Below are 25,271 nucleotides of genomic sequence, written 5' to 3'. Positions count from 1 at the left end.
AGAATGACACCATGACCCACCCCGACTGGGCCGAGGCGATCACCATCGCCGCCAGTGCCGGTGCCTCGACACTCCAGCCGACCGCAGCGCAGCCGCTGCCTGCGTGCCTGGGCCGGGTGCTCGCTCACACGCTGACAGCCGGCCGCGCGATCCCGCATTTCGACTCCTCGGCGATGGACGGTTTCGCCGTGTCCGGCCCACCTCCTTGGCAGCTCGAGGCGAGCACCGCCTCGGGAGCGGATGCCCACGCCGCATCCGGCGCCCGTCCGCTGACGGCTGGGTGGGCGCGGCCGATCCTCACCGGCGGCGCGGTGCCGGCAGGCACCACGAGCATCGTGCGCTGCGAACACGCCGAGGCGATGGGAGCCGACGCGGCCGGACAGACCGGGCTGCGGCTGCGCGCTGATGCCCCGGCAACGGATCTGGCGCCGGCGCGCAACATCCGGCGAGCCGGCCGGGAGACCCGCGCCGGTGAGGTGCTGCTGGAAGGCGGGCGGGTGCTCTCACCGGCCGATCTGGCCTATGCGGCCGTTGCCGGACTCGATGCGCTGCCGGTGCGCAGGCGGCCGCGGGTGGCGCTGCTGATGACCGGAGACGAGGTCATCACCGCAGGTCAGCCAGCACCCGGGCAGGTGCGCGACACCTTCGGACCGGCGCTGCCGGGACTCGTGGCAGGCCTGGGCGGAGACGTGATCGACGTGCGGCGGATCGCTGACGATGCGCAGGCGACCCGGGTCGCCCTCCGCGAGGCGCTGGCGGCCGCGGATGTCGTGCTCACCACCGGCGGGACCGGACATTCGGATGCCGACCACGTCAGGCGGGAGTCAGCACGCTTGGCCAGTGAGCTGCTGTTCCCGGAGCTGGCGATGCGGCCAGGACATCCGACGACGTTCGCGCAGCTCGGTGGGCACCCGGGGGCCTGGCATGTCGGGCTGCCGGGCAATCCGCTGGCGGCGATGACGGCGATGCGCGTCGTCGTCGAACCGCTGCTGTGCGGGATGCTCGGCAGCCCGCTGCGCCCGGCGCGTTCGGTGGAGGCTGCCGTCGAGGTGCGGCCGGTGCGCGTGAGCACACTCATGCCGGCCCGCCAGCGTGACGGCGGCCGTTGGGAGCCCTGCGATGCCCGCGGGTCGAACATGCTGCGCGGACTCACCGAGGCTGACGGGTTCCTCACCGTGCCGACTGCGGGTCTGTGCGCCGGCGAGCAGGCTCAGGTGCTCGACCTGCCGTGGCCGCAGCGGTGAGGGTTCGGCTTCGCTGCCCTCAGCGCTGGGACTGCGGGTCGTTCCACGACCAGATGTCATCACCGCGCAGCACCGCATCGGCACCGCCGTCGCAGTAGACCGTCTGCCCGGTCGTGTGGGTCGTCGCGGGGCTGGCGAGGAACAGCAGCAGGGTGGCCACCGACTCCGGCGGCTGATGGTAGTTCAGCGGCATCGGCACAGACTGGTCGACGAACGCGCGGCTCTCCTCGGTGGCCAGCAGCTCCTTCGTCATCGGGGTGAGCACGGTTCCGGGCGCCACCGCGTTGAGCGGGATCCCGGCCCCTGCCCACTCGTCGGTGACAGAGGCGCGGCGCAGCCACCGCGACAGGGCGCGCTTCGATGCCGGGTAGACGGCGTAGGCGGTCTGCTGATCCTGGCTGGTGTAGGCCTCGGCCCGTTCGAGGGCGAGCGCCTCGTCGCCGGCGAGCAGCGCCTCGACGAGCTCGGCAGGCGCTGGCTGCAGCGAGGCCATCGAGCTGACCGCGACGACGCGCGGCGCTGCGGATTCCGCCAGGGTCGGGCGGAGGGCTTGGAGGAGTTCGACGACGCCGAAGTAGTTGATCGACAGCGTCTTGGGAATCGGTGCGGCGATGCCGGCGCAGGCGATGACGGCGTCGATGCGTCCGTCAGCTGCCGCGACCGCCTGTTCGGCAGCCTGGGTCCGGCCCTCCGGCGTGCTGAGATCCGCGATGACATCGGCATCGCGCAGATCGACGCCGATGACCCGGTCCCCCTGCTCGCGCGCCAGCTGCGCTGTCGCGGCTCCGATTCCTGAGGCTGATCCGGTGATGACGACGGTGCGCTGCGTGCTCATGGCTCTCCTTGTGAGCTGGTGGGGGTGGTATCTGTCACGCTATCGAGCCGGCACCTGTCCGGCAATGCGCGCAGGCCGGGGCGATACTTCTGCGCCCGCACAGCGGACAGCGCCCCGGCTTCGCAGCCGGGGCGCTGACGCGGATTCAGCAGCGGTCACTGCTGGCCGGGGTCCGAGGGGCACTGGTCGGTGCGCTCGAGGCTCTTCTTGCCGTATGGGTAGATCGGCTTGCCGCTGGCGAAGTTCGACTCCTGCACAGCGCCGTTGTGCTTCTGCTCGTAGTGCAGGTGGGCGCCCTGCGAGCCGCCGGTGTTGCCAACGCGGCCGATGAACGTCTTCGCATCGACGGTGTCGCCTTCGGAGACCTCGAAGGACTTCAGGTGCGCGTACAGGGTCTTCCAGCCGTTGCCGTGGTCGATCTCGATGTACTTGCCGTACGAGGTGTTGCCCAGATCGCGGACCTTGCTCACGGTGCCCTTGGCGGAGGCGAACACCTTCCAGCCCTCGGCCGGGCTGTGCTGGAAGTCGACCGACTTGGCCGGGTTGTGTCCCTTCCACGTCGCGGCCGTCCACGACTCGCCGCAGGGGAACGGGACCTGGAAGCTCGGTCCGGCGGCCACCGCCTCGGGCGCGGCGTCCGGGGCTGCCTGCGCGGCTGGGGCCAAGCCGCCGAACATGGCGGCGGCAGCGGCGAGTGCGCCGGTGCCGAGCGCGAGGCGGCGGGTCAGCGGGATGCGGGTGTGCTGGGTGCGGGGATTCATCAGGTGTCTCCTTCGAGATCAGAGTTCGGTGTCGGGGTGCGTGCTGGTCAGCTGCTGCGCTGGTACTCCTCCCAGGTCTGCTTGGCGACGTTCGGTCCGTTGTCCGGGCCGTGCTTGGTCAGCCCGTCCATACCGTTGTAGTAGTCGAAGATCTGCCGGTTGCGGTCCTTCTTCCACACCGAGGAGTCGAGGTCGGTGTCGGAGATCGCGACGGCGTGGATGTGCGGGTCGAAGGTGCCGACGCCGGTGCGGTCCCAGGCGGCGAAGCCGACCTGGCGCAGCGCCGTGACGGCCTTGGCGCGGTCGTCTGTCGACAGGTTCTTCGTCGCGGCGTCGAGCGCACCCCCGCCGTCATGCGTGCCGGCGGACGCGTCGGCGCCGTCGGCCTCGTAGGAGCCCTGGGTCAGGTGCAGGTCGACGCCGGAGATCTTCTCGGCTTCGGCCAGCATGTCGGCGGTGCGCTGGTTGAGCGTCTGCCCGTCGACGGTGGTGCGCTTGCCGAGGTCGATGGTGTTCGTGACGGCGAATCCGCCCTTCTCACCGAGCTTCTTCATAGTGCCGGTGCCGGGCAGCCCGTTGGCGGCCTCCCCGGAGGCGCCCTGGGACTTCTGCCAGGCGGAGTAGGCGGTGACGGTCGCCGAGCCGAAGTGCCCGTCGACGTGCTTGGCGTCGAGGTGCTTGGCATCGGCGAGCGCCTGTTCGACGGCCTTGACCGAGGCGGCGGCCCCGTCGGTCGGGTCGGTGCCGTTCTTGGCGGGGTCGAGCTGGGCTGCCAGCACGACCTTCTCCATGTCGACGGTGGTGGCGGCCGTTGCCGGCTGCGAGGCGGTCGCGGCGAGTCCGGCTCCGAGGAGCACGGCTGCGGCGGTGCCAGCTGCAGCGGCGATGGGTGTGCGGTGGGTGCGTGCTGCATGAGCTCGCATCGGGAAACAGCTCCTTGAGGGGTGGGGGATCAGCTGTGCGCGCCGAACTGGGGAACCCGGGTTCGCGGCCCGGGGTGTCCGACGTCTCACACGCTAAGCACGCGCCTGCTGTCAGCTCCACCCGGAAGCGGGGTCTCTGAGCGTCTTCACACGGTTCGCCAACGCCACCTTAGGCCAACCGAGAATCGGAATGAACACGCGTCCGCCCTGGTCAGCAGGTGACGCCGGCCCTGCAGTCGGCGTGTCAGCGCAGCCGTGAGGTGATCGTATCGGCTGCGGCCTTGACACGGTCGGTGACCTCGCGTAACCGCGCATCGCTCTGCTCATCATCCGGGATGCTGACCCCGACGCCGGCGACCGGCCGGTCGAGCACATCGAATACCGGCGCGGCGATCGTGCACACGCCCGGGGTGATCTCCCCGCGTTCGAGCGCAAAGCCCTGCTGGCGGGTCTGGGCGAGCTGGCCGAGCAGCTGCCGCATCGAGGTGGGCCCGGCACCGGTGCGGGAGACGAAGACGTCCTCGCCGCTCAGCAGCGCGAGCACATCGCGTTTGGGCAGCGCGGACATGATCGCCCGGCCGGTGGCGGTCAGGTAGGCCGGCATCCGCACGCCGGTGGCGGTGATGACGGCCACGGATTCGACCGACTGCTCCTTGAGCACGTAGACGGTCTCCCAGCCGCGCAGCACCGCCAGCTGCGCAGTCCCGCGGGTCGCCTCGGCCAGCTGGCGCACGATCGGGGCCGACAGCCGCTGCAGCGGATTGGCCCGCACATAGGCGCTGCCGAGTTCGGACACGCCGGCGCCGAGCATGTACCCGCCGCCGGTCTTCGTCACCAGCCCGAGCTCTTCGAGCACCGAGAGGATCTCGTAGATCGACGAGCGCGGGATCGACAGCGAGCGCGCCATCGCACCTGCGGTGACCGGCCGGTTCGATCCGGCCAGCGCGCGCAGGATTGCGACCGCGCGGCGCAGGGCTGGGACTTCGGCCATCTCAGTCCCCGAAGTCGAAGGCCCGGTAGGCCTCCCGGTAGAGCTCACCGACCGGCCCGAGGCTTGCGTGCACGCCGTGCTCTGCGACGAGCCGGCCGGCGGAGAACACGTGGGTGACATCGGCGGCGGTGCCTGCGAGCATGATCTGCTCGCCTGCGGATCCGTAGGTGCGCGGGGTGTCGGCGGCGATGACGGCGATGTCGGCCGGCTGGCCTGTGGCCAGGCCCGCGCCCGAGGCGGTGGTGGCCGCGGCGTTCGAGTCGCCTAAGTGCAGGGACCGGCTGCCGCCGGAGGTGAGTGCGGCGAGCAGTTCGGCGGGGCTGAAGCGGCCGCGCTGACCGGAGCCGAGCCGTTCACCGGCTTCGAGGCCGCGCAGTTCCAGCAGCGGATCGAGGGTGACGTGCTGGTCGGAGCCGAGGCTGATGACCGCGCCGGCGTCGGCGAGTGCGCGGGCTGGGCCGATGCCGTCTGCCAGATCGGCTTCGGTTGTCGGACACATGACGATCGTGGAGGCGGCCTGGCCGAGCAGCTCGATGTCCGCATCGGTCAGGTGGGTGGCGTGAACGGCTGAGAGCCGGTCGGTCACAACCCCGGCGTCGGCGAGCAGCTGCGTGGGGGTCTTCCCGTAGGCCATCCGGCAGGCGTCGTTCTCGGCCGGCTGTTCGGACAGGTGGACGTGCAGCGGGCCGTCGAGTGCGGTGAAGGCCGGCAGGGCTGCGGCGGGCACAGCGCGCACCGAGTGGATCGCAGCACCGAGGGTCACCCCGCCGGTGACATGGGCGGGGAAGTCGGCGGCCAGGGTCTCAGCCAGGGCGGTGTGGCGCTGCAGGTAGCCGTCGATCGTGCCGTCGCCGAAGCGCTGCTGCTCGGCACCGAGCTCCTCGCCGATCGCACCGGTGAGGTAGCAGGTGTCGAGGAGGACGAGCCGGATCCCGGCATCACAGGCGGCCTGGGCGAGTGCGCGCTCCATGGCGTGCGGCTCGGCATAGGGTGTGCCGCCGGGGGCGTAGTGGACGTAGTGGAACTCGCCGACTGCCGTATAGCCGGCGGTGACCATCTCGGCGTAGATGGCACGCGCGGCCCGGTAGTAGTTCTCCGGGTCGAGCTGGCCGGCCACCCGGTACATCACCTCGCGCCACGTCCAGAAGGTTCCACCGTCGCCGTGGGTGCGGCCGCGCAGCAGCCGGTGGAAGGCATGCGAATGGGCGTTGACGGCGCCGGGGATCGCGAACCCTGCCAGCTTCTGGTTCACCTCGGGTCCGGCAGCCGCGCCAGGGTCGGCACCCTCCTCGATGGCGGTGATGATGCCGGTGTCGTCGATGCTGACCCGCACGTCGCGGGCGTACCGGCCAGGTGCCAGCCAGGCGGCTTCGAAGTGCAGCGAGCGGGTCATGACGCCGTGCCGGTGTCGAGGCCGTGGAGGAGTTCGGCGGCGAGCACATCGGCCAGTGCCTGGGCACCGGCGCGGGCATCGTCGTCTTCGCAGGCTTCCTCCGGGGCGTGGGAGACGCCGGTGGGGTTGCGCACGAACAGCATCGCCGAGGGCACGTGTGCGGCGAGGATGCCGGCGTCGTGGCCGGCGCCGGTCGGCAGCAGCGGCGCATCTGGCAGGACGGCGCGCAGCCGGTCGTTGAGTTCGCGGTGGAAGTACGTCGTCGGTGAGTAGGATTCGCGGCTGACGTCGAGGCCGACCTCGACGCCGTTCTCCCGCGCACCGGGGCCGGCGGCCTCGGCGGCACGCTCCTTGCCGCGGGTGGTGATGGCGTCGAGGACTTCGGAGACGACGTCGTCGGAGTCATGGCGGATGTCGAGCCAGAAGTCCATCGCCGAGGCGATGACGTTCGTGCCGCCGGGGTGGATGGAGGTGCGTCCGACGGTTGCGACGGCCTCGTCGAAGCCGTCGGCCAGTGCCGGGATGTCGCCGATGAGGCGGCTGGCGGCGGCGACGGGGTCGGCGCGGTGGGCCATCGGGGTGGTGCCGGCGTGGTTGCCCTGGCCGGTGAAGCGGAAGTGCCAGCGGCCGTGGCCGACGATCGAGGAGCCGATCGCCACCGGCTGGTCGGTGTTGATGAGGCCGACGCCCTGTTCGACGTGCAGTTCGATGAACGAGCCGATCTGGGCGACGCGGTCCCGGTCGGCGCCCATGCGCTGCGGGTCGAGGTCGTAGCGGGTGACGATGTCAGCCAGCGTGTCGCCGTTCTGGTCGGTCAGCGCCAGGGCATCATCGGCGGCGACGGCGCCGGTCAGCAGCCGGGATCCGAGGCAGGCGAGCCCGAAGCGGGAGCCCTCCTCTTCGGGGAACACCGCGAGGGCGAACGGCCGGGTGGGCCGGTCGAAGGTGCCGCGGGCCTTGAGTTCGTCGTAGGCGGCCAGCGCCGAGGCGACGCCGAGCGGGCCGTCGAACTGGCCGCCGCCGGGCACCGAATCCAGATGCGAGCCGGTGACGACGGCGTTCTCACCCGGGGCGGTCGCCCAGGCCCAGACGATGCCGTTGGCGTCGATCTCGACATCGAGGCTGCGGCGCTCGGCTTCGGCTGTGAACCAGTCGCGCAGCTCGCGTTCGATCGGCGAGTAGCCCGGCCGCAGGTAACCGGGCCCCCGCGGGTCGGTGCCGATCGATTCGATCTGGCCCATGAGGCCGGTGACGTCGGTCATGACTGTTCACTCCGTCCATTCAGCACGGTGCCATCGGTGTCGGTGAGGGTATGCGTCAGGCCGGCCACCGCCTCGGCGGCGGCGCTGACCTGGCCGGAGGCGACGAGCTCGATCGCATCGGCGAGCTCCGGTGAGAGGAACCGGTCCGGGCCGGGGCCGGGGACGGTCTGGCGCAGCAGGCTGATGACCGCGCCGGTGACGGCGGCCGGGTCGGCCTCGCGCAGGTCGGTGGCACGGGCGGCGGCGTAGAGTTCGATGCCGAGCACGGAGGCGAAGTTCGTCACCGCGGTGCGCAGCTTCCGGGCGGCCGACCAGCCCATCGAGACGTGATCCTCCTGCATGGCAGATGAGGGGATCGAGTCGACGCTGGCAGGGGTGGCCAGGCGCTTGAGCTCGGAGACGAGGGCGGCCTGCGTGTAGTGGGCGATCATGAGCCCGGAGTCGACACCGGCGTCGTCGGCGAGGAAGGGCGGCAGGCCCTCGTTGCGGGCGACGTCCATCATCCGGTCGGTGCGGCGTTCGGCGATGTTGGCGGCATCGGCGACGGCGATGGCGAGGAAGTCGAGCGCGTGGGCCAGCGGTGCGCCGTGGAAGTTGCCGTTCGAGGACACCGAACCGTCAGGCAGCACGACGGGGTTGTCGATGGCTGAGCGCAGTTCACGGGCGGCGACCTGGGCGGCGTAGGCGGCGGCATCGCGAGCGGCACCGGTGACCTGCGGGGTGCAGCGCAGCGAGTAGGCGTCCTGGACGAGGTGGGTCGAGTCGCGGTGGCTGGCGACGATCGGCGAGCCCTCAAGCGCAGTGAGCATGTTCGCTGCCGAGGCGGCCTGGCCGGGGTGGGGGCGCAGCGGCTCGTGCAGATCGGGCATGAACACCCGGTCGGTGCCCAGCTGCGCTTCAACGCTCATCGCGGCGGTCAGGTCTGCGGTCGTGAGCAGGTTCTCGATGTCGTGCAGGGCGAGGATGAGCATGCCGAGCATCCCGTCGGTGCCGTTGACGAGCGCCAGGCCCTCCTTCTCGGCGAGTTCGAGCGGTTCGATGCCGGCTTCGGCGAGGGCGTCCGCGGCCGAGGCGGTGGTGCCGTCGGGTCCGTGGACCTCGCCTTCACCCATTGCCACCAGTGCGCAGGCCGACAGGGGCGCGAGGTCACCCGAGCAGCCCAGCGACCCGTATTCGTAGACGACCGGGGTGATGCCGGCGTTGAGGATCGCGACGTAGGTCTGGAGGGTCTCCAGGCGCACACCGGTGCGACCGGTGGCCAGGGTGCGGGCACGCAGCAGCATGAGCGCGCGCACGACCTCGCGTTCGACCGGGGTGCCGACGCCAGCGGCGTGCGAGCGGATGAGGGACTTCTGCAGCTGCGCGCGCAGATCGTGGGCGATGTGGCGCTGGGCGAGCGCACCGAAACCGGTGGAGACACCGTAGACCGGGCGCGGCGCCTCGGCCAGCGCCTCGACTGCGGCACGGTTGGCGGCCACGGTCTCAGCCACCGCCTCGGGCACGGTGACCTGCGCGTCATGGCGGGCGACAGCGACGACGTCGGCGAAGGTCAGCGCATTGGGTTCGAGGGCGACAGAAGCAGTCATGTGGGTGCCTTTCAGGATGGGTTGACGGCGATCGGGCGGCCGGCGCGGTGGACTTCGGCGATGAGGTTGACGCCGGGCCGGTAGGCCAGGTGCCGGTAGCTGGGGGCGGTGAGGATGGAGAAGTCGGCGCGGGCGCCGGGGCTCAGCCGGCCGATGTCGGAGCGTTCGAGTGCGGCGGCGCCGCCGGCGGTGGCCGACCAGACGGCCTGTTCGACGGTGAAGTGCATGTCGCGCACGGCCAGGGCGATGCAGAAGGGGATCGAGCTGGTGAAGCACGAGCCGGGGTTGCAGTCACTGGCGATGGCGACGGTGACGCCGGCGGCGTGGAAGCGGCGGGCGTCGGGGTAGGGCTGGCGGGTGGAGAACTCGACGCCGGGCAGCAGGGTGGCCACGGTGCCGGCCTCAGCGAGGGCGGCAAGGTCCGCGTCCGAGGCGAAGGTCGCGTGATCGGCCGAGGCGCAGCTGTGTGCGGCGGCCAGTTGCAGCGCCCCGCCTGCGGTGAGCTGGTTGGCGTGCAGGCGCGGGCGCATGCCGGCGGCGACGCCGGCGTCGAGGATGCGGGCGGTCTGGTCTTCGGTGAAGGCGCCCTCTTCGCAGAACACGTCGATCCACTTCGCTTTGCCGGCGGCGGCCGGGATGATCTCATCGATGACGAGATCGACGTAGCCCTCGGGGTCGTCCTTGTACTCCGGCGGGACGACGTGGGCGGCGATGAGGGTGGACTCATCGGTGTGGCGGTTGATGATGTCGAGCTGGCGGATCTCGTCGTCAAGCGTGAGCCCGTAGCCGGTCTTGATCTCGAAGGTCGTGGTCCCGGAGTGCTCGGCCTGGCGCATGAGCATCGTGAGGTTGTCTTCGAGTTCGGCGTCGCTGGCCGCGCGGGTTGCGGCGACCGTGGTGGCGATGCCGCCGGCGGAGTACTTCTGGCCGGCCATCCGGGCGGCGAACTCAGCGGAGCGGTCACCGGCGAAGACGAGGTGGTTGTGGCTGTCGACGAAGCCGGGGATGACCGCGCCGCCCTTGGCGGAGATCGTCGTGTCACCGGCAGGGGCGTCAGCAGCTGGGCCGACCCAGCTGACGGTGTCGCCGTCGATGAGCATCGCGGCGTCGGTGATGACGCCGAGGCGTTCGTAGCCCTCCGGCGCCGAGGTGGTGGCTGGGTCTGCGGTGGCGGCTGACGGGTCGTTGGTCACGAGCTCCGAAATGTCGGTCACGAGGATGGTGCCCATGGTTTCCCTTCTGCGCTGGCCGGCGGCGTCATCGCCGTGGTCGTTCGGCGTCTGGCCGCGTGGATGGCGCGCACACGGCAGTCGTCTCCAGAGTGCCACCGCGAGAGGTTTCCAGGCACCGGACTCACTCCATTATCGTCCGGTATTTCGGATTCGGGAACCAGGCGCTGGGCCCCGGTGGATCTCCGGGGCCCAGCGCTTCAGGGCCACGTCAGGGTCTGGCGGTTCAGGCTCGGCGGCGGCGCCCGGCCAGTGCTGCGGCGGTGCCGATGCCGACGAGCGCGATCCCGAGACCCAAACCGAGGGCGACATCGGAACCGGTGCGCGGCAGTGGCTTCCGGTCATCGTCGCGCGGTGGGCCGGGCCGGTCGTCATCGCGCGGCGGGCCCGGCTGATCCGTCGGCTCGCCGGTCGGCCGGGGCACATCGGACTCCGTGGCAGTGGCCGTCGGAGTCGGAACCTCGGTCTGCGTCGGCGTCGGCGAAGGAGTCTCCGTGTCCGTGGGGGATGGTGACGGAGTATCAGTCTCTGTCACCGACGGGCTCGGCGACGGGGTCTCCGTTTCGGTCGGTGATGGCGAAGGAGTATCAGTGTCCGTCGGCGACGGTGATGGAGTCTCGGTGTCTGTCGGAGTCGGTGATGGAGTCTCCGTCACAGTCGGTGACGGTGACGGAGTTTCAGTTTCAGTTGCGGTCGGTGACGGGGACGGCGTCTCAGTCTCTGTTGCCGTTGGCGATGGGGACGGGGTCTCGGTTTCAGTTGCCGTCGGGCTCGGCGACGGCGTTTCCGTGTCAGTGGGCGCGGGTGACGGAGTGTCCGTTGCGGTCGGAGTGGGCGAAGGCGTTTCCGTCTCAGTCGGGGTCGGCGACGGACTCGGCGCCTCCGGGATGACTGCGAGGTTGTGCAGGAACACTGCTCGCTGCGACTCGTTGCCGCTCTCAAAGGGCAGGCGATGCAGAATCTTCACCTCGTGGACCTCGCCGACGTCACCAGTCAGCTCGATCGCCGGACCGACGCGGCGCACCTTCGGATCGCCGTCGTACGGCTCACCGTCAGCGAAGAGGTCGCCGAACCGGTACTCCTCGGATTCGACACCGTCGACGACGATCGTGATGAGGAAATCGCTCGGGTTCCCACGCGAGGCCGTGAGTTCAGCGAGATCGCGCACGGCGATGACGACATCGAGATTCTGCACGTTCGTCGTCGAGTGCCGGATGAATGTGATCTTTGTGTTGGGCCTGCCGCCCGGCCTGACGATGACGCCGTCATTGCTGCGCGGCACGGGCCCGTCGGGCTCGACCTCTGTGAACGTCTGACCGTCGGCGGAGTAGGTGACCTCGGAGTTGGCGACACCCGGCTCTGCCAGTGCGGGACTGGGCATCATCGCCATGAGCACAGCCAGGAGCACTGCACCAAGGGTTGTGAATGAGGATTTCAGCGTCGTCACCGCAGTCTCCGATCGTCGCGCGACTCAGATGAGGAGCGCCACGCCCGAAACAGGTGCACCAGCGTGACGCCGGTCACGTGCGACGCTAGCACCGATTCCATGCCAATTCACATAAACAGCCGGAAATTCGCGCACATGCATCCATATGACTTTGTCTACTGATCAGATGCGGAGAAAGATGTGGTATCGGGCGTAGCGCCCACCCATCACCACACCCGCAGAGGCGACCGCCGCCTCGGGAACACAACAGTAAGGACACACCCACATCATCATGAAGAAGATCCCCGCACTGCTGGTGGCCGGCGCCGTCACCGCAGCCCCGTTCGTCGGCACCGCCGCAGCCCACGCCGCCACCCCGGTCGACACCTCGGGCCCGGAGCAGGAGCAGAAGCGCGAGCTGACGTTCAAGCTGAAGTCCCAGACCATCAAGGACGACTCGACCTACGGTCTGGTCGAGGAGTACCGCTTCGACGTGACGAACTCCGGCGACGTGCCCGCCGACGGCACGCTGCGCGCCTTCAACGACAAGGACGAGAGCTACATCGACGACGAGGGCCAGGAGATGTGGCTGGCCTGCGATTGGATCTTCCCCGGCCTGGAACCCGGCCGCACGATCACGTGCACGATGCAGGTGCGCATCGTCGATTCCGAGCTCGCCGCCGGCAAGACCGATCCGCAGCAGGTGCACTTCCGCGGCTTCAAGGGCCAGGAGGAGGCCTTCACCGGCTTCACCACCGAGTCGCTGCCGATCCCAGAGGAGTTCCTGTCCGAGGACGAGGGCGATGACTCCGAGAAGGACGAGGACGCACCGGGTGAGGATGAGACCGACGCACCGGAGGAGACCCCGGCACCCGAAGACGACGCCACGGACGACGACGGCGCTGGCGACAAGAAGGCCGATGAGGACAAGCAGGCCGACGACGCCGCGGATGAGGACGAGAAGTCCAATGACGCCAAGGCCGGTTCCGATGGCGCGAACAAGCCCGATGATGCCAAGCGGGCCAGCGGCACTCTGCCGCGCACCGGCAGCGAGACCACCGCACTGGCAGCCGGTGGCGCCGCCCTCCTCGTCATCGGCGGGGCTGCCGTCGCGGTGACGATGCGCCGCCGCGCCGACCGCGGCTGAGAAGCCCCCGCGTCCCGGCATAGGCTGGGACGATGACCCTCACAGCGCCGCGCCGGTACCGCTTCGTCTCACAGTGGCACATCCCAGCTGAGACGGATCGGTGCTGGCAGGCGCTGTGCGCTGTCGACGGCTGGCCGGGCTGGTGGCCCGGCGTGCGCGAGGCGCAGCTCTTCGCCGCCACCGGCACGATCGCCCCGGGCACCCGCGCCCGGATCATCGTCGGCAGCCCGCTGGGCTTCCACCTCGACTTCCTGCTGAGCCTCACGACCGTCGCTGCCCCGCACGCCGCTGAGCTGGCCGTCAGCGGGGACCTGTGCGGCACCGGGACGTGGCGTGCCGTGCCCGAGGTGTCGGGCACCCGGATGACCTTCGAGTGGGCGGTGGCCTCGCGCCGGGTCGCCGTCAACGCCTGCAGCCCGCTCGCCGGGTGGGCGCACCGGCATGTCATGGCCGCAGGCGAGCGCGGGCTGCGCGAACTCCTGTCCCCTCGTACAGGCTCAGGCGGGTGCTGATGCAGCGGTTCATCGTCATCATCATCCTCGCAGCCGGCCTCGCTGTGGCCGGGTGGCTGGCGGCCTCACCGGTGCCGATCATCCTGGCCGCTGGTGCCGGGATCCTCGGCGCCTGGCCGGTGCTCGCCTGCCGTGAGGCGACCACCGCCTCGGGAACGGCCACCAGCTGGCATTGGGCCGACTGCGTCACCTGCGTGCGGCTGGCCATGCTGCTCATCGTCATCGCCGCCATCGCCGTCCACCCGGGACCGGGTTTCGGGTGGCTGGCGGTCGCGATCGCGATCCCGATGCTCGCTCTCGACCTCGTCGACGGGCTCATCGCCCGGGCGACCGCGACGACCGCAGCCGGCGCTCGATTCGATGAGCGGGTCGACGCGACCGTCGTGCTTGTGTTGTCGGTCGGGCTTGTGCCGCTCTACGGCGCCTGGTGTCTCATCAGCGGGCTGGCGCACTTCGCTTTCCGGGCAGGTGCGGCGATCCGGCCGGCCTGGAATACCGAGCTGCCGCCGTCGTGGCGGCGCAAGACGGTCGCGGCGTTCCAGGGCCCGCTGCTGCTGGCCGCCGGCTCCCCACCGGGTCTGGCGGTCCCGGCGTTCGGGTGGGCGTGCGCGATCGCGGCCGTGGCAAGCCTCCTTGTCTCCTTCGCCCTCGACATCATCGCCCTCGAACGCGGCCATGCCGCTGACCCGGCTGACGGCAACCCGGCCTAGACTGTCATCCATGGCCATCTCCGAATCCGGCACCACGCTTCACCAGCGGGCACGCACGATGCTGCCCACCGATCACGGTGTGTTCACCACCTACGCCTTCGACGCCGGCGGCACCACGCACGTCGCGATGGTCGCCGGCGACCCGTCTGCCGCAACCGCCCCGCTCGTGCGGATGCACAGCGAGTGCCTCACCGGCGATGCGCTCGGTTCGCATCGCTGCGACTGCGGCGACCAGCTGCAGGCGGCGCTGGCCGCGATCGCCGACGCCGGCTGCGGTGTGCTGCTCTACCTGCGCGGCCATGAGGGCCGCGGCATCGGACTCGGGCCCAAGCTGGAGGCCTATGAGCTGCAGGACGCCGGCCTCGACACCGTCGATGCCAACCGGCGCCTCGGGCTGCCCGATGACGCCCGCGACTACACCGCCGCCGCCCAGATGCTCGAAGCTCTCGGCATCACCCGCGTCCGGCTGCTGTCGAGCAATCCGACGAAAGCCGCCGCACTGGAGGATCTCGGCATCGAGGTGACCGAGCGGCGCATGCTGCCGGTCGCCGACCGGCCGGAGAACGCCGGTTACCTCGACACGAAGCGCCGCCGCATGCACCACGACCGCCCGCGCGCCGTGCCCGAGGCGCCGGTGGCGGCCGCCCAGGCGACCGGCACCTCGGGCCCGGACTACGCTGCGATCACCGCCGGCGCCGAGGTGGTCGCCCAGCTCGCACAGAGCGCCGACGGGTTCATCGCCGCCCGGAGCGGGGATGCCGCATTCGTCTCCGGGGAGGCCGACCGGGCGCATCTGCACCGGCTGCGCGCGGCTGTCGCCGCAGTCGTCGTCGGCGCGCAGACCGTCGTCGCCGATGACCCGCAGCTGACCGTGCGCGCGGTCGCAGGTGAGAACCCGGTGCGCGTGCTGCTCGACCCGCACGCCCGGATCCCAGCCGACCGGCGGGTGCTCACCGATGGGGCAGCGGAGACGCTGTGGCTCGTCGGTCCCGCCGCCGAGGTGCCGGCTGACCTGGCAGATCATGTCACCGTCGCCCGGCTGCCGGAAACCGGTGACGAACCGGTCTCACCTGCTCAGGTGCTGGCGGTCGTGCGCGAGCATGTCCCGGGTGCGGTGCTCATCGAAGGCGGCGGCCGGACGGTCTCGGACTTCCTGGCCGCCGGTGTCCTCGATCGGCTGTTCCTGACGCTGGCGCCGGTGCTCATCGGCGATGGGGTGCCGGGACTGCGGTTTGCCGGTTCGCCGGTCATGGCCGAGGCGCTGCGGGTGCCGTTCCGCAGGCACCTCTTCGATGCCGATGTGTGCACCGAGTTCGTCCTCAGCCACACCGCCCAGCAGAACACCTCGGGGCTGCTGGAGAGCTGATTCAGCGCGGCCGGCGCAGCCAGTGCCACAGCAGCACGGCCAGCCCCGGCAGGGTGGAGACGGTGGCGAGCAGCCCGTAGGCGGTGGCCGCGCTGACCGCGGCTTCGGCCTGCAGGGCCAGGGGCCCGGCGAGCAGTCCGACGGACAGTTCGCGGGCACCCCACCCGCCGACGCCGACCGGCAGGCTCATCGCCGCCAGCCCGATGATCGCCACGATCGGTTCGATCCCGCCGCCCAGCGCGCGCATGGCCACGAGGAAGAGTGCGACGAGTGCCGCCACGCTGGCCGCAGAGGTCGCCCACACGATGAGCTGCCGACGGACCGGCATGCCGCGCATGCACACGAACGCGGCGATGAGACACGCGAGCGACACGGCCGCAGCCGCAGCACCGGCGGCGAATGCGGATGCCGAGTGCTGGAAGAGGATGGCCGCGGCGGCAGCGAAGAGCAGCGTCGTCGCGCTCAGTCGTTCGGCCCCGATCGCGATGAGCGGTGAGAGCCAGCGGCGGCTGCCGCGGTCGCGGTAGACCGCTGCCCGCACGGCGTCCCCGGCCAGCCCGCCGGGAAGCACCATGTTCGCAAGACTGGAGGCGTAGCAGTCGGCCAGCGCCCGCCGGTAGCCGAGTTCGATGCCGCGGGAGCCGGCGAGCAGGTGCCAGCGCATCGCCTGCGCGCCGGTGGAGATGGCCCCGAGGCCGAGCGCAGCGAGGATGCTCACCGGTCCGAGCGCGGTGAAACCTGCGGCGAGCGCCTGCGTGCCGATGAGCCGGGCGGTGATGACGAGAAGCACGACGCTGGCGACGACGGCGAGCACCCGCATCCACGGCCTGGCCCAGCTGCGGGCGCGCCGTGGCGCGGTCTGCCGAGTCTCGTGGGCCGCCGCCGAGGTGTCGGGCACCTGGGTCATCGCTCCTCCCCTGGTGTGGTGGGCAGGATGAGCAGGTCGCGGTGGTCGACGGTGACGGTGAGGCTCGCATCTGCCAGGCGATCGTTGAGCCAGTCGGCGAAGAGATCTGCGCTGGCGGGTTCGTATTCGGTGGCGGCGGTGATCCGGTCGGTGAGGAACCGGGTGAGGAAGGCGTGGTCGTCGGCGGCGTTCAGCTGCCACGGGCTCGCTGTCGTCTGGACTGTCATGCCGGCGGCTTCAGCGGCTGTCTGCAGGTGGCCGGCCGCGTCGGCGCCGAGGCGTCCCTCGCGCTGCTGGTGGGCGGCGAAGGCGGCGGCGATGTGCGCATCGGCCGGGTGGACGGGGTCGAGGTGCCAGTCGCCGGTGATGGTGAGCAGGAACAGGCCCGGTGCCCCGGTGGCGGCCAGGGTGTCGATGAGGGCGGTGGCATCGGCCGGGCGCAGCACGTCGAGGACGGCGCTGCCGGTGATGAGATCGACGGGCCGGCCGACGCCGAGCAGGCGGGGCAGCTCGGCGATCGGGGCACGGCAGGTCTCGGCGCGGCGTTCGGGGGCCTCAGCGATGCGGGCGGCGGCCTGGGCGAGAGCGGTCGGGTTGTCGTCGATGAGCAGCCAGTCGCGTTCGGTGACCCCGCGGTCGCCGAAAGCTGCATCGAACCACAGCGCCGAGTTGCCGGTGCCCGCGCCGATGTCGCAGATCCGCAGGCCCGGGCCGCCGTCGGGCAGGGCGGCGAGGGCGGCGTCGATGAGCGGCAGTGAGGCGGTGCGGGCGGTGTTGTCATAGGCGATGCGCATGTCGAGCCAGTCGCCGCGCTCCGGCGAGGATGGGCCGGCACTGTGTCGCTCTGCCGCGGCGTCGACGGCGGCCAGCAGCGCGGCCGCTGTCGTCTCCCAGCCGGGCAGATCCGCACGGGCCTGCTGTGCTTCCGCCCGCAGTCGGGCGCGCTCGTTCTCGTCGCCGAGCCACCTCTTGAGCGCTTCGGCCCAGGCGGCCGGGTCCGATGGCAGTGCCCGGCCTGCCTGCAGGGCCTCCTCTGCCCCGGTGCCGGCGGTGACGAAGGCGGGAATGCCGGCAGCCGCCGCTTCGGTGATGACCATCCCGTAGGTCTCATGGACCGAGGGCAGCACGAGCAGATCGGCTGCCGCGAGGGCGGCGTCGACGCCGGATGCGTCGAGTTCGCCGGTGATCTCCCAACTTCCGGCCGGCAGACCCGCGAGTGCTTCGCGCAGCTGCTCGGCGTAGTCCGGTTCGGTGATCGGGCCGGCGAACACGCAGCGCAGACCGGCATCCGGCATCACTTCCGTAACGTCGGCCAGTGCTCGGGCGAGCAGCAGCTGGTTCTTGCGCTCCTCGACCGAGGCGAGGCACAGCAGGCGGGTGCCCGCCGCCTCGGGAACGGTGAACGGACGCGGCACGGTGCCCGGCCGGGCGACGGCAGCACCGAGCCCGTAGAGCTCGGCGATCTCGCCGGCGGCATGCTGACTGGTGACGATGATGCCATCGGCGGCATGCAGGCAGGCGCGCTCACGTGCGAAAGCCTCGCCGCCGCCTCGTCCCCGGGGCAGATGGACGAGCTGCAGCAGCGGGCCGTCATGCTCGGGCGGGGTGCTGAGGGCGCAGCCGAGCAGCCCGTCGAGGACCACCGGGCCCTCCAACTCGGTCAGCAGCGCGTGCACACGGGCCTCATCATGAGCCGTCGGTGCGGGCCAGGACCCGGGCACCGCGTGCAGGGCGATCTGCCCGGCGGCGGCATCGGTGACAGCACGGTTGTAGCGGGCCCCGCCGGAGGCCCGGCCGAGAGCCGGTTCGACGAGGTGGACCGGCCGGGAGCTCATACCTGCCGGGGCCCGGGATCGGCCGGATGCAGGGTGGGTGCCGGCGGGACGGTGTAGGTGACCCGCGCGTTGGGGTTCTCGTCCAGGGTCACGGCGATGCTGATGTCGGGCCGGTCGGCGAGTGCTGCGCGCAGGCGGGAACCGATGTGGGCGGCGATGACCTCGGTCGTCGAGATCCTGCCCGCGAAGTCGGGGTGCTCGTCGAGGTTGGCGTACCGCAGCGGGTCGAGGGCTGCAGACAGGATCTCACCGGCCCGGCCGATGTCGAGCACGACGCCGTGGGAGTCGAGTTCGGCGGTCTCGAAGTGCGCCTCGACGCCGAGTGTGGCACCGTGCATGTGCTGCGCCGGGCCGAAGAACGGGTCGGGCAGGCTGTGGGCGATCATGATGTGGTCGTTGATGCTCAGGCGGAACATGGCTCTCCTCTCAGCCGGGCAGGCTTCGGTAGTCGACGATGTGGCACAGGCTGGCGGGGTCGGTGAGCACGCGGTCCATGACGACCGGCAGCTCGGACCAGTCGGTGGAACCGGTGATGAGGGAATCGAAGCGCTCGTCATGCAGGGCCTCAAGCGCCTGGGCGAGCCGCTGTGCGCGGGTGCGGCGGGCGCGCTGGCCGGCGGCGACCTGCCCGACCTGACTGGCGATGATCGACAGGCGGCGGGCATGGAAGTCCGCGCCCAGCGGCACGCGCGGGGCGTCGGTGCCGTACCAGGAGGCTTCGACGACGGTGCCGTCGTCGCCGGTGAGGGCCAGCGCGGTGGTCAGGCCGGCTTCCGCTCCCGAGGTGTGGATGACGATGTCGCAGTCGCCGCTGGCCTCATCTGGGGTCGCGGTGGTCAGGCCGAGACTGGTGAGCATGTCACGGCGTGCGGCGTCGGTGTCGATGACCTCCAGGCGGTCAAGTCCCATCCGGTCGGCCAGCAGCGCGGTGGAGGTCCCGATCATGCCGGCGCCGATGATGGCCACGCGGTCGCCGAAGCGCGGCGGGGCCTGCCACAGGATATTGATTCCGGTCTCGGCCGCCCCGGCGAGCAGCGCACGCGAGGTGGGCACCGCCTCGGGCACGGGGTGGATGTCAGCCGGGCCGACAATGTGGTGGGTGTGGTGCGGCAGCAGCCCGAAGACGCGCTGGCCGAGCTGGTCGGCTGAGCCCTCGTCGATGGTGCCGACGGCCAGATACCCGTAGGAGACGGGGAAGGGGAAGGTGCCGCGCTGGGCGGGGGCGGCCATGAGGCCCGCGACGGAGTCGGGGACCCGGCCTTCCCACACGAGGCGTTCGGTGCCGCGGGAGATCGCCGAGGCGGTGGTGCGCACCCGCAGCTGATTACCGGCGGCGTGCGGTTCCTCGACCTCGCGCCAGCGGCCGCAGCGTGCCTCTTCGATCCAGAATTCCCAGGCCATGGTCCCAATGTACGCGCTCGACCTGCAGGTGCGCTCCGTACCGGCACGTCGGCTTTCCGCAGGTGGGGGGGCGCGGGCGTGCGGGGAAAGTTAGCAAAGCTGTTCATGGTTCGCGCGTCTGAAACCATGAACAGCTTTAGTAACTTTTCGGATCGTCGGCTCTGCTCCGGTGAGTCTGCTGTGAGCGCCGCCGAGTTACGGTGCGTCGTCCCCGCTGCGGAGCATCCCGGATGCCCGTTCATGCTCGCGATCTTCTCGATATCCTCGCCTCACTGCAGCGCGCCGACGAGGCCGCGCCGCTGTACGCGAAGTACGCGCGGCACAGCCCGGTCGCGTCGCTGCTTCACTCTCCGCAGCGACGGCGAAGAGCATCACGAGGAGGACCGGCCGTTTCCTGCCAGCCCGCCGATCCTCGGTCTGCTCTCTCCTCTCGATCTGCCCATCTGGGGCGGGGAGACGAGCTTCTATCAGCCGCTGGCGACTGAGCGGCTGTCACCGGCCCGCGTGAAGATAACGTTCGGGCACCGGGAGGAAGCAGCGGAGTTCGGTCATGTCATCATCGACCTCGATGACGGAATCGCGGAAGACCTCCTCATCAATGGCATCCACTATGTGCGGGCATCTGGCGCCTGAGGAAGCGGCTCAGCTGTCGGGTTCAGCAGGGAGCAGGTAGGCACGCAGCTTTGAGGTGGGCGGCGCCGTCGGCACAATGACTCCTTCTTCAGATAGTGTGCGCAGCAACGGTCGGAGCGAGTTCACCGGTTTCTCCAACTCAGCCGAGATTTCACGAATCGACTTTGAGGTCGACGTGTCGAGCACATCGATGATCTCCTGCTCCGCGGTGCTCAGTTGCCTGCGCGCATGCCTGTGTTCGGGAGACAGTTCAGCCAGCTCGTAGGGGCCATCACCCAACCCTGTGATGAGCCCATCGCCTTGCAGAGTACCGAGGATTGACCGCGCTCGGTCAGAATCGATATCGAGCACTTGCCGAATTCCGTCAACCGAGATTGCGTCGGAGTGGCGGATGAGAGCAAGCACAAGGTTCTCCTCTTTGGTGCGATCTGCGCCAGGAATCGAATCGAGCCAGTCCCGCGTCTCCGGCGAGAGCAGACCATGCCGCTGCAACGTCACTTTCACCGAGTCGAGGGTCGCCTCGTACACCGGCACAGGGAGCCCGTTCTGCAGCATTTCAAAACGCATACGGGGGATTCCGCTTCCCTGGTTCTCGGCGATGGGTCCTTCGCCTTCTCCACGAGGAGTGACCCGCAGCAGCTGGCTGAGCACTTCATTTCGCGACGCTGACTGACCGTCACCCAGATTCAACTCAGTACGATCACCCCACAGACCTCCAGGATTGGTGATCTCAACTCGATCCGGGAAGATGTCGACGGCAACCTGCCGTCCGGTGACGTACTCGCTGTAGTCGCGGTGCATGACCGCATTGGTTATTGCTTCGCGCAGAACCTCTTCGGGGATCTCGGGCACGTCGTCGGCACCCACGCCGGACACCACCCGCATAGTCCGAAGATTCGCCAGCACCCGAGCCACAGCGTCACCGACAGCGTAGGGAATGGGCCCGTCACACACGTGTCTGTCAAGGAATCGGAGGGCAGTCGAACTCCCCTTCTCCCTCGTTGGATGTACGGCGACATCGATAGTCAGCTGCGGGAACTCCTCTTGCGGGAAGAAACCGAAAGTGAGGTAACCCGCAAACGTAGGCGTGCCGTCCGAGGTTACAGCTTTGATTCGCCGCAGCCGGCTGCGCAGGTCCTCCACACCGTCCAACGCCCGTGATCGGCTTCGCTCCAGAGACCGAAAGGTCGACTGAATGATCTCGGGGTTGAGATCATCTATCGCGGTTCCGGGCACAGGCTGGTGGTCGATACCGCGACGCGTCCATTTCTGCTGCAGCTCATGAATCTCGTATGCCGACAAGTGTTTGTCCTTATCGGCTACGCGCTTGTAGCTGCCAGCGGAGATGCTCTTGCGCGTCTCGAAACATGGGCCCTTAGCGTCGAGCTGCGGGTCAAGCGATGCAATCTCGAGCAGCACCACCGCCGCCCCGTCAACTGTGCAGATGTCGACGTCGTAGCGAGGCACCGGCTCGACTTGAGGCTGCTGCCCTGCGCTGGTGCCCAAGCCCGATTCGACCGCATCAAGGATCTTCTGAGCTTCAAAGCCCTCTGCGGGCGTGAAGTTGTCAGCTTCGCTAAGCCCCAGGATCACGACGCCACCCCGAGTATTGGCGAATGCAGATACCGACTGCCACAGCGATTTCGGCAGACCACCACTCGCCGCCTTCACCTCAACACGACCATCGTCCGACCCCTGCTGGCGGAGTCGTTCGACGATCGCCGCAACCTCTTCATCACTCACAGCATCAGTGTAGGTGAGTTGTCGTCACTTTTCTACACTGATCGCCTCACTTTATAGAGTGACGAGAGATAAATCTACACTGACGGCGTCACTTACATACAGTGACGACATCAGTTTCTACACTGAACCTAGAGTGATGCCGCCCGCCGCGCGAGCTCCATCCGGCCGGCGCCGGATGAGCGGCATGCTGAAAAAGTATGCTGAAAAATGTGTAGAGCCATTCATATCTGCAGGTCCGCAGAATATGAATGGCTCTACAAACTTCTCTCCAGAGGCGTCGGTGTGCGCCTCGGCGGTGTCAGTTCGAAGCGGACTCCTCGTCGCGCTTGTCGAGCTCCGGGTTCATCGGGATGCGCATGTGGCGCTCCTTGGCGACCTCGACGGCGCGGTCGTAGCCGGCGTCGACATGGCGGATGACGCCCATGCCCGGGTCGTTGGTGAGCAGGCGGGTGAGCTTCTGCTCCGCCAGCTCGGTGCCATCGGCGACCGAGACCTGACCGGCGTGGATCGAACGGCCCATGCCCACACCGCCGCCGTGATGCAGCGACACCCAGGTCGCGCCCGAGGAGGTGTTGACCAGGGCGTTGAGCAGCGGCCAGTCGGCGACCGCATCGGTGCCGTCGAGCATGCCCTCGGTCTCGCGGTAGGGCGAGGCGACGGAGCCGGAGTCGAGGTGGTCTCGGCCGATGACGATCGGGGCGGAGACCTTGCCCTCGGCAACGAGCTTGTTGAAGAGCACACCGGCCTGGTGGCGCTCCTTGTAGCCCAGCCAGCAGATGCGGGCGGGCAGGCCCTCGAACTCGACGTACTCCTCGGCAGCGTCGAGCCAGCGATGCAGCGACTCGTTCTCGGGGAAAAGCTCCTTGAGCGCCTGGTCGGTGACCTTGATGTCCTGCGGGTCACCGGAGAGCGCGACCCAGCGGAAGGGCCCCATGCCCTCGCAGAACAGCGGGCGGATGTAGGCCGGGACGAAGCCGGGGAACTCAAAGGCGCGATCGTAGCCGGCCTTGCGGGCCTCGTCGCGGATCGAGTTGCCGTAGTCGAAGACCTCAGCGCCCTTGTCCTGGAAGCCGACCATCGCAGCGACGTGCTTGGCCATCGACTCCTCAGCCCGCAGCGTGAACTTCTCCGGATCCTCATCAGCTTCGGCCTGCCAGTCCTCGAGGCTGACACCCAGCGGCAGGTAGGACAGCGGATCGTGAGCCGAGGTCTGGTCGGTGACGATGTCGACGGGCACGTCGCGAGCGAGCAGCTCGGGGACGATGTCTGCGGCATTGCCGACGAGGCCGACGGACAGCGCGCGCTTCTCTTCTTTCGCCTTGAGCACCTTCTCGAGAGCGACCTCGAGGTCTGTCTCGACCTCGTCGAGGTAGCGCTTGGACTGGCGGCGGTCGAGGCGGGACTTGTCGACGTCGATGATGAGGCAGGCGCCGCCGTTGAGGGTGACCGACAGCGGCTGGGCACCGCCCATGCCGCCGCAGCCGGCGGTGAGGGTCAGCGTGCCGGCCAGGGTTCCGTTGAAGCGCTTGCGGGCGACGGCGGCGAAGGTCTCGTAGGTACCCTGCAGGATGCCCTGGGTGGCGATGTAGATCCAGGAGCCGGCAGTCATCTGGCCGTACATCATGAGGCCTTCAGCTTCGAGGTGGCGGAAGTGCTCCCAGTTGGCCCAGTCGCCGACGAGGTTGGAGTTGGCGATGAGCACCCGCGGGGCCCATTCGTGGGTGCGCAGCACACCGACCGGCTTGCCGGACTGGACGAGGAGGGTCTCATCGGCTTCGAGGTCGTCGAGAGTCTTGACGATCGCGTCGAAGGCCTCCCATGAGCGGGCGGCACGGCCGGTGCCGCCGTAGACGACGAGGTCTTCGGGACGTTCGGCGACCTCGGGGTCGAGGTTGTTCATCAGCATCCGCTTGGCGGCTTCGGTCGACCAGGTCTTGGCGGTGATCTCGGTGCCGCGCGGAGCGCGCACGACGCGTTCGGGGTCATGGCGGGTGAACGTCTGCTTCGCGGCTGCTTCCTTCGCAGCTGCGGTGTCTGGGGTTTCGGATGCGTGTGACGTCGTCATGCGTCTTCCTTCGGCTCTCGGCTGCGCCTGCGATCAGGCACGTGGGATGGGAATGGTTCTGCTCCCAGTCTGCGCGCAGGCGTGCGCAGCCGAAAGTGAGCCGAAGCACGATCTGTCCGGAATCTCGGACAGGGAGACATCATATGCAAGCGAACCACACACCCGCGCGCCCTGCCCGCCGACCGAGCAGCGGCACCCTTCCTCCTAGTCAAATCTCAACACAACCCGAGAGTATTCTCCGAATGCAACTGCCAAGACGCTGACATTTCAACTGTCCAGTAACGTGTCTCACACCACTCCCGTGCCAGCTCCACCAGCGAAAGGTGGGGCGATGAAGCTCACCCTCCAACCGCCAGGGAACACCTCTCACGACGTCTTTCGAGCAGCGGCGCTGAGCACCATCGTGTCCTGCTCTGACAGCGGTACGGGCGTGTGCTCTTCGAAGAAGAGGACATTGAGGACCACCGGCACCGCTGGCGCCGACGCCATTGAGAAGATCACGTGCGTGTAGACAGCTCTGCAGAAGCAAGACCCTCTGCGGAAAAAGGACCTGAACCACAGGCTGTCCGGCAGGCACAGTCCAAGCATCTCAGGGAGTGGGCATTCAACTGCGGCACCATGATCATCGCCGCAGCAGGCATCTGGTTCGTCTCGCTCGGCGGCGACAGGCCCGCAGTGCTCAATGCACTGATCTTCCTCGCATTCGCCGTGCCCATCCAGGGGGTCTTCTCGTACCTCGCTTACCGAAAAGACCGACGCAGATCGACTCACCCGCCACAGTGAGACGACCCGGCAATGGGATCAGATCGCTGCGGAGCACAGAGACCCCGATGATACCGCTCGCAGCCACCAGCGCGACCGAATCGCTCACGCGGCCCGCACCTCGGGTACGGCAACTGAGGCGCTGCGCACGAAGCATGTGAAGGCGTGGGCGTTCAACTGCGGCGTCATGCTCATCATCGCCGCGTTCATCTGGTTCATCTCAACCGGAGACGAACACCGGCTCTGAGTCCTGAGACTCAGTCGAGGATGATGATGTCGACCTGCCGCAGGCCGTAGACGCCTTCGACGCGCTGGAGTTCGATATCCGAGGTCGCCGACGGCCCAGAGAACATCGTCACCGGCCGCGCATGATCGACCCGAGCCAGAGCCTCGGGAACGATCTCAACGATCGAATCCGCCGGGACGATGCAGATACTCTCGCGCGCTGGCGCGGTAATGACAGTCCAACGCAGTGCACGCGTCACGATTCCAGATGCGTGCACTGCGCTGGCCATGCAACTGCGCTAGCTCAATCGGGCG

At 69.2% G+C, this 25,271-nt stretch carries 22 protein-coding genes and 1 pseudogene; 7 read left to right on the top strand and 16 right to left on the bottom strand.

Going from position 1 to position 25,271, the window contains the following annotated elements; genetic code table 11:
* Nucleotides 1–11: 11 nt before the first annotated feature.
* Nucleotides 12–1,244: a molybdopterin molybdotransferase MoeA gene (locus tag H9634_RS07580; protein WP_191726098.1), complete on the top strand. Its 1,233-nt coding sequence runs from the start codon at nucleotides 12–14 to the stop codon at nucleotides 1,242–1,244.
* A 19-nt stretch (nucleotides 1,245–1,263) separates the two neighbouring features.
* On the opposite strand, the gene H9634_RS07575 is transcribed toward H9634_RS07580, so the two are convergent.
* The 9 genes from H9634_RS07575 to H9634_RS07535 all read right to left on the bottom strand — a co-directional run bounded on the left by H9634_RS07575 (nucleotide 1,264) and on the right by H9634_RS07535 (nucleotide 11,632).
* Nucleotides 1,264–2,079: an SDR family oxidoreductase gene (locus H9634_RS07575; RefSeq protein WP_191726097.1), complete on the bottom strand. Its 816-nt coding sequence runs from the start codon at nucleotides 2,077–2,079 to the stop codon at nucleotides 1,264–1,266.
* Between the two features lie 155 nt (nucleotides 2,080–2,234).
* Nucleotides 2,235–2,840, bottom strand: coding sequence for a M23 family metallopeptidase (locus H9634_RS07570; protein ID WP_191726096.1), 606 nt, complete (start codon nucleotides 2,838–2,840; stop codon nucleotides 2,235–2,237).
* A 47-nt stretch (nucleotides 2,841–2,887) separates the two neighbouring features.
* On the bottom strand, nucleotides 2,888–3,763 hold the full coding sequence (locus tag H9634_RS07565) for a peptidoglycan-binding protein (protein ID WP_191726095.1): 876 nt from the start codon (nucleotides 3,761–3,763) through the stop codon (nucleotides 2,888–2,890).
* A gap of 244 nt (nucleotides 3,764–4,007) precedes the next feature.
* Nucleotides 4,008–4,754: an IclR family transcriptional regulator gene (locus H9634_RS07560; protein ID WP_191726094.1), complete on the bottom strand. Its 747-nt coding sequence runs from the start codon at nucleotides 4,752–4,754 to the stop codon at nucleotides 4,008–4,010.
* 1 nt (nucleotide 4,755) lies between these two features.
* Nucleotides 4,756–6,147 (bottom strand): formimidoylglutamate deiminase, encoded by a 1,392-nt coding sequence (locus H9634_RS07555; RefSeq protein ID WP_191726093.1) that lies wholly within the window; start codon nucleotides 6,145–6,147, stop codon nucleotides 4,756–4,758.
* Nucleotides 6,144–7,409, bottom strand: coding sequence for an allantoate amidohydrolase (locus tag H9634_RS07550; RefSeq protein ID WP_191726092.1), 1,266 nt, complete (start codon nucleotides 7,407–7,409; stop codon nucleotides 6,144–6,146). The genes H9634_RS07555 and H9634_RS07550 overlap by 4 nt, the downstream gene beginning before the upstream one ends.
* Complete coding sequence (gene hutH / locus H9634_RS07545) at nucleotides 7,406–8,995, bottom strand: histidine ammonia-lyase (protein ID WP_191726091.1); 1,590 nt, start codon at nucleotides 8,993–8,995, stop codon at nucleotides 7,406–7,408. Before hutH ends, H9634_RS07550 begins: the two co-directional genes overlap by 4 nt.
* An 11-nt stretch (nucleotides 8,996–9,006) precedes the next feature.
* Nucleotides 9,007–10,224, bottom strand: coding sequence for an imidazolonepropionase (gene hutI / locus H9634_RS07540; protein WP_191726205.1), 1,218 nt, complete (start codon nucleotides 10,222–10,224; stop codon nucleotides 9,007–9,009).
* Nucleotides 10,225–10,450: 226 nt separating this feature from the next.
* Entirely contained in the window at nucleotides 10,451–11,632 is a 1,182-nt protein-coding gene (locus H9634_RS07535) for a hypothetical protein (protein ID WP_191726090.1), read from the bottom strand.
* Between the two features lie 310 nt (nucleotides 11,633–11,942).
* On the opposite strand from H9634_RS07535, the gene H9634_RS07530 reads away from it, so the two are divergent.
* Genes H9634_RS07530 through ribA form a run of 4 tightly spaced genes read left to right on the top strand, consistent with a single transcriptional unit; the run spans nucleotide 11,943 to nucleotide 15,385 of the window.
* The gene (locus tag H9634_RS07530) at nucleotides 11,943–12,797 is read left to right on the top strand and encodes an LPXTG cell wall anchor domain-containing protein (RefSeq protein WP_191726089.1); all 855 of its coding nucleotides are present in this window, start codon (nucleotides 11,943–11,945) and stop codon (nucleotides 12,795–12,797) included.
* A 32-nt stretch (nucleotides 12,798–12,829) separates the two neighbouring features.
* The gene (locus tag H9634_RS07525; RefSeq protein ID WP_191726088.1) at nucleotides 12,830–13,309 is read left to right on the top strand and encodes an SRPBCC family protein; all 480 of its coding nucleotides are present in this window, start codon (nucleotides 12,830–12,832) and stop codon (nucleotides 13,307–13,309) included.
* Complete coding sequence (locus H9634_RS07520) at nucleotides 13,309–14,019, top strand: CDP-alcohol phosphatidyltransferase family protein (protein ID WP_318245046.1); 711 nt, start codon at nucleotides 13,309–13,311, stop codon at nucleotides 14,017–14,019. The genes H9634_RS07525 and H9634_RS07520 overlap by 1 nt, the downstream gene beginning before the upstream one ends.
* A 10-nt stretch (nucleotides 14,020–14,029) precedes the next feature.
* On the top strand, nucleotides 14,030–15,385 hold the full coding sequence (gene ribA / locus H9634_RS07515) for a GTP cyclohydrolase II (protein ID WP_191726086.1): 1,356 nt from the start codon (nucleotides 14,030–14,032) through the stop codon (nucleotides 15,383–15,385).
* 1 nt (nucleotide 15,386) lies between these two features.
* On the opposite strand, the gene H9634_RS07510 is transcribed toward ribA, so the two are convergent.
* The 4 genes from H9634_RS07510 to H9634_RS07495 are packed head-to-tail and all read right to left on the bottom strand — an operon-like array spanning nucleotide 15,387 to nucleotide 19,528.
* Nucleotides 15,387–16,292 carry a lysylphosphatidylglycerol synthase domain-containing protein gene (locus H9634_RS07510; RefSeq protein WP_191726085.1) on the bottom strand — a complete coding sequence of 302 codons (906 nt, stop codon included), beginning with the start codon at nucleotides 16,290–16,292 and terminating at the stop codon, nucleotides 15,387–15,389.
* Nucleotides 16,289–18,127: a glycosyltransferase family 4 protein gene (locus H9634_RS07505; RefSeq protein WP_191726084.1), complete on the bottom strand. Its 1,839-nt coding sequence runs from the start codon at nucleotides 18,125–18,127 to the stop codon at nucleotides 16,289–16,291. The genes H9634_RS07510 and H9634_RS07505 overlap by 4 nt, the downstream gene beginning before the upstream one ends.
* Nucleotides 18,124–18,543: a 6-pyruvoyl trahydropterin synthase family protein gene (locus tag H9634_RS07500; RefSeq protein WP_191726083.1), complete on the bottom strand. Its 420-nt coding sequence runs from the start codon at nucleotides 18,541–18,543 to the stop codon at nucleotides 18,124–18,126. Before H9634_RS07500 ends, H9634_RS07505 begins: the two co-directional genes overlap by 4 nt.
* A gap of 10 nt (nucleotides 18,544–18,553) precedes the next feature.
* Nucleotides 18,554–19,528: a zinc-dependent alcohol dehydrogenase gene (locus H9634_RS07495; RefSeq protein ID WP_191726082.1), complete on the bottom strand. Its 975-nt coding sequence runs from the start codon at nucleotides 19,526–19,528 to the stop codon at nucleotides 18,554–18,556.
* Nucleotides 19,529–19,768: 240 nt separating this feature from the next.
* Here H9634_RS07495 and H9634_RS07490 point away from each other — a divergent pair, with 240 nt between their 5' ends.
* Nucleotides 19,769–20,161: a hypothetical protein gene (locus tag H9634_RS07490; RefSeq protein ID WP_191726081.1), complete on the top strand. Its 393-nt coding sequence runs from the start codon at nucleotides 19,769–19,771 to the stop codon at nucleotides 20,159–20,161.
* A 9-nt stretch (nucleotides 20,162–20,170) separates the two neighbouring features.
* Here the strand turns inward: H9634_RS07490 and H9634_RS14875 are convergent, their stop codons facing one another.
* A complete protein-coding gene (locus H9634_RS14875; RefSeq protein ID WP_191726080.1) occupies nucleotides 20,171–21,904 on the bottom strand; it encodes an ATP-binding protein in 1,734 nt (577 codons plus the stop codon).
* Nucleotides 21,905–22,202: 298 nt separating this feature from the next.
* Complete coding sequence (hutU, locus tag H9634_RS07480; protein ID WP_191726079.1) at nucleotides 22,203–23,969, bottom strand: urocanate hydratase; 1,767 nt, start codon at nucleotides 23,967–23,969, stop codon at nucleotides 22,203–22,205.
* Nucleotides 23,970–24,587: 618 nt separating this feature from the next.
* On the opposite strand from hutU, the gene H9634_RS07475 reads away from it, so the two are divergent.
* Nucleotides 24,588–24,752: a hypothetical protein gene (locus tag H9634_RS07475; RefSeq protein ID WP_191726078.1), complete on the top strand. Its 165-nt coding sequence runs from the start codon at nucleotides 24,588–24,590 to the stop codon at nucleotides 24,750–24,752.
* A gap of 236 nt (nucleotides 24,753–24,988) precedes the next feature.
* Here the strand turns inward: H9634_RS07475 and H9634_RS07470 are convergent.
* Nucleotides 24,989–25,165, bottom strand: a pseudogene (locus tag H9634_RS07470) (LUD domain-containing protein); the annotation flags it as partial.
* Nucleotides 25,166–25,271: the final 106 nt, after the last annotated feature.

It is taken from the genome of Brevibacterium gallinarum, assembly GCF_014836885.1.
Taxonomy (GTDB): domain Bacteria; phylum Actinomycetota; class Actinomycetes; order Actinomycetales; family Brevibacteriaceae; genus Brevibacterium; species Brevibacterium gallinarum.
The sequence above is the reverse complement of the archived record's forward strand: the minus strand, read 5'-3'. Positions and strand labels throughout refer to the sequence as shown.